This is a genomic window from Clostridiaceae bacterium (assembly GCA_012840395.1).
Lineage (GTDB): Bacteria > Bacillota > Clostridia > Acetivibrionales > DULL01 > DULL01.
The window spans coordinates 1-11,018 of record DULL01000088.1; the positions used below are offsets into that span (position 1 = coordinate 1).

General features: G+C 36.6%; 5 protein-coding genes. 2 read left to right on the top strand and 3 right to left on the bottom strand.

What is annotated here, in order from left to right; genetic code table 11:
* The first annotated feature begins 337 nt into the window (after positions 1-337).
* Positions 338-2,017 (top strand): hypothetical protein, encoded by a 1,680-nt coding sequence (locus tag GXX20_10025; protein ID HHW31990.1) that lies wholly within the window; start codon positions 338-340, stop codon positions 2,015-2,017.
* 141 nt (positions 2,018-2,158) lie between these two features.
* Complete coding sequence (locus GXX20_10030; protein HHW31991.1) at positions 2,159-3,988, top strand: glycoside hydrolase; 1,830 nt, start codon at positions 2,159-2,161, stop codon at positions 3,986-3,988.
* Between the two features lie 120 nt (positions 3,989-4,108).
* Here GXX20_10030 and GXX20_10035 read toward each other — a convergent pair whose 3' ends face one another.
* The 3 genes from GXX20_10035 to GXX20_10045 form a co-directional block, all read right to left on the bottom strand.
* Complete coding sequence (locus GXX20_10035) at positions 4,109-7,606, bottom strand: TSCPD domain-containing protein (protein ID HHW31992.1); 3,498 nt, start codon at positions 7,604-7,606, stop codon at positions 4,109-4,111.
* 216 nt (positions 7,607-7,822) lie between these two features.
* Positions 7,823-9,124 (bottom strand): putative glycoside hydrolase, encoded by a 1,302-nt coding sequence (locus GXX20_10040; protein ID HHW31993.1) that lies wholly within the window; start codon positions 9,122-9,124, stop codon positions 7,823-7,825.
* Between the two features lie 153 nt (positions 9,125-9,277).
* The gene (locus GXX20_10045) at positions 9,278-10,633 is read right to left on the bottom strand and encodes a GTP-binding protein (GenBank protein ID HHW31994.1); all 1,356 of its coding nucleotides are present in this window, start codon (positions 10,631-10,633) and stop codon (positions 9,278-9,280) included.
* Positions 10,634-11,018 lie beyond the last annotated feature (385 nt).

An 11,018-nucleotide genomic window follows, 5' to 3' on the forward strand; every position in this document is an offset into this window, starting at 1 on the left:
TTAGTTCCATAAGAGTATCTCCTTTTCTGTGATTATTGTGGTTCTTCATAAATTACATGATATCACAGGAGAGATACTCTTATCTTTTATTTTTTGGTTTTTTCCCAAAGTAATTTTACACTAACTTTCCTTTTCCTTTTTTCTCTCCTGTTGACTTTATTTTATCTTATTTTTTACTGCATTTTCAACTTTATGTATAGCCTTTGCCAACATAATGAATATTCTATATTAAGAAAATATAATAACTGTTCAATAAAATCCTGCTAAATTCTAATAAATAAAGTATAATTAAAAAAAGATAAAAAATTTGCTTAAATAAATTTTAAGGGGTATATCTATGAAAATAAAAAATAAAACTTCTCGGTTGTTCTCCATATCATGCTCTATTCTGACAGTCATATTGCTAAACATTGCACCATACTTTAATTTGCATGCTTATGCTTCTCAAGAATTTATTTATGAAGCTCAGGCAAGGGCATTATATGATCTAGGCCTTTATGACGGAGTATCTGCCGACTCCTATAATCCCGACCTTCAGGCAACTGTTGACAGGGAAACCGCTATCGCCCTCCTTGTGAAAATTTTCGGAGATAAAGAAAAGGCTTTGTCCATGACAGATTCCGAGGCAGAGTCTGCACTGGCCAAATATTCAGATAAAGGTGACATTTCAAAATGGGCTGTTAAATTCATTGCATATGCTGTTAAAACCGGAATGGTCCAGGGAGACACCCCTACCACAATTTCACCCAAAAAACCTATTGACGGAAGATCATACGCTACTATGATACTCAGAAATCTGGGATATACTGTAGATGGTCAAGGCTGGTCAGTGGCTTTAACAACACTTCATGAAAAAGGAGGATTAACTGCAGAGGAATCAACCAGATTTATGAAAGCTTCACTTATTAAAGATGATATAGTAGGTATTTCCTATGGTTCTTTGAATGCAGTATCTCCATCCGGTAAAACCCTTTTATCCATACTCATAGATAAACAGGTTATTGATAGTGATATGGCTCGGATGCTTGGATTAAATACTGAACTATCTCCTGCTCAGGAAAATGGAACAGAGGAAGATTCTTTATACAATACTATAAAAAATGCATTAATAAATGTGGCAGATAAAATAGATATATCAAAATATATTTCAGGATTAACAAGTGATGGTATCTTTTCACTAATTAATAAAATAGTTCTTGAAACACCGGAGATCCTGTACTATGACAGCTGCACCTATAGCAGCAATGGAATTTTAGAATTCAGATACAGCAAGGATAAAGAGACTGCCCTTTCCCATCTGGAAATTCTTGAACAGCGCGTAGATGATATTATAAGGGAAACTATAAAACCCGATATGACCGATTATGAGAAAGAACTTGCTATTCACGACTATATAATAAATAATGCAAGATATGATACGGCATACTTTAATAAAAAAAATATCAGTCCTGAATCTTATTCAGCCTATGGAATACTTGTACTCGGAAAAGGTGTTTGTGAAGGCTATTCTGAAGCTATGAAATTAATAATGGACAGACTTGGTATAGAATGTATCATAGTTACAGGAAAGTCCAGAAATCAAAATCATGCCTGGAATATAATAAATATAGAGGGCAATTATTATCACCTGGACCTTACCTGGGATGATCCAGTAACTAATGACGGGAGCGATGAACTAACTTACGATTATTTCAACGTTACAGACCTTGAATTGTCTAAAGACCACAGTTGGGATAAAGACCAGTATCCCCCATGTACATCTGTTAAACACAATTACTACTATTATAACGGTCTTGTGGTTGACAACTATGAGGACTTTTATACTCGTATAAAAACTGCCCTGCAGGAAAAGAAAGAAGAAATATCCCTGAAGATAGAGAAATATGATAGAAACATATACAATATTAATTCTGCAATAAATAGTGCATTTAAAGAAACTCCAGATTTAAATTCCATAAGTTATGAATATAGCATTAATGATACAACGGGAGTTTTAACCATTAGATTTAAATGGTGATGTATAAGCAATTCAGCTGTCAGATCAAATCATTTTCTAAAAAGTTACATTGAAATTTTCTGAGAATACATGTATTTTATATACGTGTATTCTTATTATGTAAACTATATTAAATAGAAAACTATTTCAGTGGGGGTAAAAATGTTACTAAGACATAAAAATATTCTCAAGGTAATTGTAGCACTTACTCTAGCCTGCGTAATTGTTTTTTCTTCAGGGTTAAGCTGCATTAGCGCCTCTGAGCATAAATTTAATATGTCCTATATTTATTTTGGAAACTCAAATTCATATATATCTCTTGTAAGTGCCACAAGAAATTCACTCCATGAGGTATCTCCCAACTATTTTGATCTTGATTTTAATGGGAATCTTGTACTTAATGCTATTGATATACACTTTATTAATGAGATGCACAATAAAGGTATTAAAGTTGTACCCTTTCTAAGCAACCACTGGGATTATATCAAAGGGAAAGCTGCATTAAATAACCGTGCCAATCTTGCCGCACAAATTGCAAACGCTATAGAAACATATGACCTTGATGGAATTAATGTAGATATCGAGAACTTGACTGAAAAAGAACGGAACGATTATACGGACTTTGTAAGGATGTTAAATGAAATATTGCCCCCTGAAAAGACCATAGCAGTGGCTGTAGCCCCTAATCCATACTGGTCAAATAAAGGCTGGCAGGGTTCCTATGACTATGCTAACCTTGCCAAATTCAGCGATTACTTAATGATTATGGCTTATGATGAACATTATCAGGGAGGTTATCCGGGTCCGGTGGCAAGCCTGCCTTTTGTGGAGAAATCTATTATATACGCTCTGGAAAGAGTGCCTAAAGAAAAAATTGTCCTGGGCATTCCCTTCTATGGCCGGTACTGGAAGAACGGTACCAGCTACGGCGGATATGGAATAAGCAATTACAGGGTAGATGAACTTATCAATAGTTATAATGGTAAAGTTGTATTGGACCAGGCAAGTTATTCTGCCAAAGCAGTCATTACAATTAAGAATAATGACGTTAAGCCTTACGTGTTGGGCAGGAAGCTTGATGCGGGAACATATACCATCTGGTACGAAAATGAGGAATCTATCAGAGCAAAACTTGAACTTGTAAGAAAATATGATTTAAAAGGAACAGGAAGCTGGAGTCTGGGACAGGAATCCTATGGTACCTGGGATTACTATAAGCTATATTTGAATGGATATACCCACAGAGACATTGGTGGGCACTGGGCTCAGGACTATATAATGTCAATCATAGATAAAGGTTGGATGAAAGGAATATCAAATAACTCTTTTGCTCCAAATGCAGCTCTTACTCGCGCTGAAGCCGCTGTTATACTGGTTCGTGCTCTAAAACTGCAGGAAAAAAACAAAAGTGAGGAGATTATTTCATATGAATATAAAACAGAAAAAAGCAAGACAACTGAATATGAGGCAGCTGAAAACAAGACAATTGAAAATAGGACAATTGAATATGAGGCAGTTGAATATAAGGGAATTAAAATTAAATCAATTGAAAGTAAGACAAATGATAGTAATTCAACTGAAAACCAAATAGAAAATCAAGTAAATGAAAGCAAAGCGGCCTTCGGTGATATAAGTGGTCATTGGGCAAGTAAAGAAATCCAGATTGCAGCAGAAAATGGTTTGATAATTGGCAGAGAAGATGGAAAGTTCTATCCGGACGATACAGTATCACGCCAGGAGATGGCTGTAATGCTGGACCGCATACTTGAACTTCCTGATATTGAAGATAATAAAAACAGTAATGGTCTTATAAATCCCTATAAGGACATAACAAGGAAAAAATATCCCTGGTCATATGATTCTATTCTAAAATTAACAAGTCATTCAATATTTACCGGTGACTTGAAAGGAAATTTTCTGCCTCTTGACAATATTACACGAGCAGAAATGGCCACACTAATGTACAGGATAGACGCCACGAACTTGTTCTGAAAATGTTATTCAACAAAAAAGAAAAAATTGGCTATCATTAAACCAACCTAATAGCCAATTTTTTCCGGAGGTTTGAGTATTTATAAAGTTATAAATATTTTGTATTTATATAAAGAGATATTACCCACATTTTGAATAACCACAGCTTCTGCATATGACACAGCCGCCTTCATGCTCTAAAACCCTGCCACATTCAGGACATTTCGAGGAGCATTCTTTTTCTGTCTCTTCGCCAAGAATATTAGGTAAGATATTCCCTGACTTCCTGTCACCAATCGGATATCTATCACCAACCTGATATCTGTCTCCAACAGGGTAATTATATATTTCCTCAATCGGGGCTTTGGCGGTAGGTCTTTGAACCCTGTGTTCGTCTATACCGCTAATTTCATTGGCAAACTCTTCATCACCACCATTTTGCAGCCTCATTACCTTCTCTATAAGTCTTCCTATAGCGTCAGGGCAAGACAATACCTTCAGCCCTCTTTGCCTTGTAGTGGAAGGGCATCTGATGCCTTTAAGCTGTTCTACCAATGATTTTGGATCCATTCCTGCTCTAAGAGCAATAGAAACAAGTCTGCTGGTGGCTTCGGATTGAGAAGGGCAGCCCCCTGCTCTTCCGGTATTTGTAAAAACTTCACAAATTCCATAATCATCATAATTTACTGTAATGTATAAGTTTCCACAGCCAATTCGTACCTTTTCAGTAAATCCAGTGGTGATATCAGGTCTTGGCCTTGGCTTTGGTACTGTCTGGCAGTATCCTTCACAGGGCTTTTCTTCTGTCTTCCTGCTTTCCTCTTTCCCTTTCACCTTCCCTATGTTCAGAACCTGGGAATCCCTGCTTCCGTCCCTGTATATTGTTACTCCTTTGCATCCTGTCTTATATGCAAGCTCATAGACTTTTTTTACATCCTCTTTTGTTGCCTCATGGCTCAGGTTGACGGTTTTTGAAACAGCATTGTCAGTATACTTTTGGAAAGCCGCCTGCATTTCCACATGGTATTCAGGTGAAACATCATGAGCTGTCACAAATATATCCCTTATTCTTTTAGGTATTTCCTCGAAATCCTTTATTGAGCCCTTCCTGGCAATCCTACGCATCAATTCATCAGAATAGAATCCTTCTTTTATAGCTATTTCTTTAAATACAGGATTTACCTCAACAAGTTCATCATTATCCATAACATTTCTTATATAAGTAATAGCGAATAAAGGCTCTATCCCGCTGGACACCCCTGCAATAATACTTAATGTCCCGGTAGGTGCAATAGTGGTTGTAGTTGCATTTCTGACCTTTATCCCGGTATCTTTATAAATGCTTTTATCATAGGCCGGGAACACTCCCTTCTTCTTCGCCAGTTCCATAGAAGCCTTGCGAGATTCCTCTCTGATAAACTTCATAACATTCTGCGCAAGATTGATAGCTTCCATGGAATTATATGGTATACCAAGCTTGCATAACATGTCAGCCCAGCCCATAACTCCAAGACCTATCTTTCTGGTGTTTTTCGTCATTTCATCAATCTGGGGCAAAGGATACTTATTTACATCAATAACATTATCAAGAAAATGAACCGCTTTCCTGACCGTACTTAAGAGTTTGTCGTAATCAACACTTAAAACACCATCTTGTTCTTTAACCATAATGCTCAGATTTATAGAACCAAGGTTACATGACTCATAAGGCAGCAAAGGTTGCTCGCCGCAATTATGTATATAAATGCCGTTTGCATCAAAAGCATTTACTCCAGGAACCTGAACATCAAATACTTCCTGCTCACCCAACTCATTTATTTCAGTAATTTCAGCAGTAAAGCGTTCTCTATTTAAAGCAGGTTTAAAGTCTTTCAAAATCTCGTTCAATTTACCTTGCTTTCTACTGCTGCTAAATCCAATCAACTTAGAAAAAATAAATAAGTTATCCTGGGAAATGACAAGTTCATGGCCTGTCTTAACTTCATAATCTTTATAATTAACATTTCCATCCGGCATAGACTTAAAGCCTGTTTCTTTACAATTGGTATATATTTGTGAAGCTATACCCAATCTATGAAGCATTCTCTGTATAGCCTTCAAACATTCAAGATCATTCTGCCATAACCTTATAGAAACACCCTTTTCTCTTGTTCCGCAAATAGTTCCGTCTTTATCAAAGAAACCTCTTAAAAATCCCCTGTAAAATTCACTGCTTGTCTTTTCTATGCTGGGAGTCAACTTTTTTGTCCCAGGTAATATTGAATATTCCACAGCTAGATCCCGTAATACTGAAAGCCGTATCCGGTTTTCTACCCTTTCTGTAACAGTTGTTTGAAAACCTGTAAAATCTGAACGGTGTGGAAGGGTAAAAGCCGCTTCTCCTGCAGCCTTCATTAATGATTCTTCTTCTTCGTCATTACTCCAAACAGAAATAATGCCTCCTTCTTTTTTAAGAGTTCCATCACCCATCATTAAGCCTAATAGATAGCCATCGTTAAAGCTACCCTTTCCGCTCCATGTAATACCTCTGTTATTAGATAAAACAATCTTGTCTCCCGGTTTTAATTCTCCTGCCGGCTTCCATTCTTCTTTAATACCAAAACGGGATATATTGGCCGCAATACGTACTAAGTGATCTTTTGTAAGTTTTAGTTCATATCCACGGTCAGTGGATATTCTGATTACATTTTTTATACCAGTCTTAAAGAATCCATCCTTGCTTGTTTGATGGAAGGACCCATTCAAAGCCAGATGTATTTGTTTTCCTAATATATCCTTTACCTGCACAGGTCCTTGATCTGTAAGAACCCATGAATCTCCGGTTATACAAGGATTGGTACTTTCAATGGCACCGAGCTCAGGAGTTACATTATCCTTATTAAGCCTGTCTATAAATATTATTCCTGGTTCACCGTTGTTCCAGGCATTTTCAACTATCATATTAAAAATTTCTCTGGCATCTTCCCTTCCAGCCTCTTTGCCAGTTCTGGGATCTATTAAGGAATAGGTTTCACCCTTTTCAACTGCCTTCATAAAATCTTCTGTTACAGCAACACTTATATTAAAATTGGTAATATCTGAATTATCCTGCTTGCAGGTTATAAACTCACGTATATCAGGATGATCTACCCGTAAAATGCCCATGTTGGCGCCTCTTCTTGTGCCTCCCTGCTTAACTGCTTCTGTTGCGGCATTGAACACTTTCATGAAGCTTATGGGGCCACTGGCGACACCGCCGGTAGAATTAACGGCAGATCCTTTCGGCCTCAGCCTTGAAAAACTGAAACCTGTTCCACCTCCGCTTTTATGTATGAGGGCGGCATTTTTTATTGTTTCAAAAATACCTTCCATTGAATCCTCAATAGGAAGCACAAAACAGGCGCTAAGTTGTCCTAGCGGTCTTCCTGCATTCATCAGAGTTGGAGAGTTAGGTAAAAACTCAAGGTTTGTCATCATTTCAAAAAACTCTTTTTCGATAGCCTCTAACTCTTCAGGACCGGCATATGGTGCATCAGCTTGGGCTATTGCCTTGGCTACTCTTCTGAACATATCTTCAGGATTTTCTAATAATTTTCCATTTTCATCTTTTGCCAGATACCTTCTTTCGAGAACTTTGATAGCATTTTCAGATAGTTTCATAGATCAGCCTCCTGAGTTAATACCATTATTTTCTATAATATGCTTGTGTTCGTATACTACACTTTGTGCAAAAGAAAAGTAACACTATATATTGTATCACTTTGCGTGCAAAAGAAAAAAGTGACACTATATATTGTATCACTTTATGTGCTTAAGTCAATAAATAAATTAGAAAAATCATGAACTCTATAAAAATTTTTCTATCCTGGTTTAACCTTATTCTTTCAGAAATGCATCCTCAGAATAAGTATTTTCTGCATCCCATACAATCCATTCATCAAGGCCTGCATCATAAACAGCCTGTATCTGCTGTCTCACCTGTTCTGCCCCATACTTCTGGTAGTTACCCGCTCTAAGCCACGATGCAGTAAAGTCCTGAATATAGGGACGGATTTTTGCCTTATAATCAGTCACCTTTGAAATTCTGTCAACAGCTTTGACCAAACTATTGTAAACTACCCCATATGGCTCAAGATCAGGCTTGGGAAAAACCACATTATTGACAGTTTGTCCTAATGCATAATGGGAAGGATAAACCATAGGCGAAATATAATCAATATCCTTACCTATAAGTTCAAGATACTGTCCTATGTCTTCTGTATCTTCTGGACTTTCACAAATAATGCCAAATACATCTGCAGATATTATTACACCTGGAAGTTCCTTTTTTGCATAAGCCAGAAATTCATTGATTGCTTCATATTTTTTCTGATCAGTATCCATAAATTTCATAGCTTTTTTATTCCCTTCATTGGGAAACCTAACATAATCAAACTGGATCTCATCAAAACCTCTATTTACAGCTTCTCTTGCAATTTCTATAAGGTATGGCCAGGAATCTTTATTATAGGGGTCAAGCCAAGTAAGATCAAAATTGTCCCTCCACAGTCCGCCATTTACATGCTTTACGGCCAATTCCGGCCTTTTTGTGGACAGCACAGGGTCTTTAAAGCATACCAGGCGTCCTATAATATAGATATCATTATCATGAAATGCTTTGAGCACTTTATCCACATCATACTTATACTTCCAGGCTCCCAGTTCTCTTACTTCAGGTATCTGTGACTCATAGCCTACATACCCGTCATCGTCTTTAATATCAATAACATATGAATTTATCTCTGTTGTTTTTGCTAAATTTATGTAATGTTCAACTCTACTCGGATTACCTACCACCCATCCTGTAAGATAAAGTGCCTTAACTTTAATAGGCGCCCCTATAGGCATCTGGTTCCGGGCTTCCTGCTCCATTACACCGTTGTTTGTACTGCTGTTATTTTCAGGATCAGAGCTGTTCCCACCACCTAAGTTATTTTGATCATTGCTATTCTCCGGACTATTGGCTTCATTATTGCCGGATGCATCCCCAGTTTCACTGGGAACATCTGCGAAAGAAATTTCCTCATTTTCAAGTGCGGTCTCTTTCGCTTTTTTCTTACCGCATCCTGAAGAAAATCCCATAAATAGTGCCATCACTGTTACTACAACTATTATGTTTTTTAATGTACTCTTTAGCATTTTGACCCCCATTAAACTTATAATTTATATAATTTATTTTGTTTACATAATTTCCTTTTATTGTATAAAATATCCAATATCTTATCTTTGAATAAAATAGTAAAATATAATTTTAAATATAATATAAATAAAGATTTTTAGACATTTATCAGACTATTTTTTCTTAAATGCTCCCCAGGAGTAATTATTGGCTCCGCTCCACAGTATCCATTCCTCATAACCTGCATCATAAACTGCCTGAATTTGTTGTCTTACCTGCTCTGCCCCATATTTCTGATAGTATCCTTCATATAGATAGGATGCGGTAAAATCCTGCAAATATGGCCTGACCTTAGACTTATATCCATCCACTGCAGCAATCCTGTTTTTTGCTTTAACCAGGGTATTATATACCACTTCATAGGGCTTTAGATCAGGAGCAGTAAATAAAATACCGTTTATGCTCTGGCCCACTCCATTTCCCATTGGGCCATTAGATGCATTTGCATAGTGAGAAGGATATACCATGGGACATATATAATCTATAGCCATTCCTATCCTTTCGAGGTCTTGTCCTATTGCTTCCCCGTCAGGTATGCTTTCACAAACAATACCAAATATATCTGCTGATATTACTATATCTTTTTCCTTCTTTAACTCACTGACTGAATATTCCAGGAAACCGCATATTGCATCAACCCGAGTAGGAAGATTATTTCCATAAAACACTTCACCTTTTCTTGTAGCCGGGAATCTTACATAATCAAACTGGATTTCATCAAAACCTTTTTCAATAGCTTCTTTGGCAATTTTAACATTGTATTCCCATACTTCTTTGCTATAGGGATTGGTCCATGCACCCATTTTTCCTTCATACCATATACTTCCGTCAGGCTTTTTCACAGCCAGGTCGGCACGTTTTCTAGCCAGGCCGTCATCCCTAAAGCAAACGATTCTACCTATAACATAAATATCATTATCGTGTAATTTTTTAATAACATAGTCCGGATCATAGTACTCAACAAAAAGGTTATTATTACGCACCTCAAGTATATCTGATTTATAATTAACTTTTCCGGCTTCTTTAACATCGATAACTACAGCATTTAATTCTGTAGTTTTCGCAAGATTTATTATTCTTTCGAGCATTTCTTTACTGCCTGCGGAAGTGCCGGTCAAATACAGTGCTCTTACCTTAATATCCTTAAATTTATCATTCTTTTGATTATCATCTTTTTGGCCGTTTAAATTATCACCGCTATCAGAACCTTTGTCAGAAGATGAATTATCCTGTCCATTATCGTCGCCGGTTTCCTGTGCTGTTTCAGAATTTACCTGATCATTTTTACTATTATTGCTGTCTCTGGTTTCAACAGACTCATTCTGGCTGTTTTGAGTTCCATTTTCTCCTCTGATACCTTCATCATTGCTTTTATTTCTTCTAATTACCGTACCTATTATAACTGCACAAGAGGCAATAACTACAACTAATAATAATGCTGATAGCGCAATATTCAGTCTTTTGTTCATATTTTTTCTCCAGATCTACATTTTTTACTGCCTATACTTTTATATTTATTATACTGCAACAGCAAAAAAATTTTCGGCTGTAGAAGATTTTCTTTAACCAATTTCTTTCAAATTCAATACTTTCAAATATTAAAAAATCATCACCATATCTTTTTCTATAATAACCCACATTAATATAGTTTCACAAGAATTATAGGTGATATTAATCAATCTATCAGAAAAGAAAGTAAAGTACAATAGGTAAAATTATTGTTAATCAAATAATAATCGAGTAGGAGGTAGGTGATTAATTCACCTACCGACCTCTCACACCACCTAGCCTACGGTCCCGTACTAGGCGGTTCCCAAGTTTACGCCGTTACGGTTTTGTAGTAATCCCAGAAAA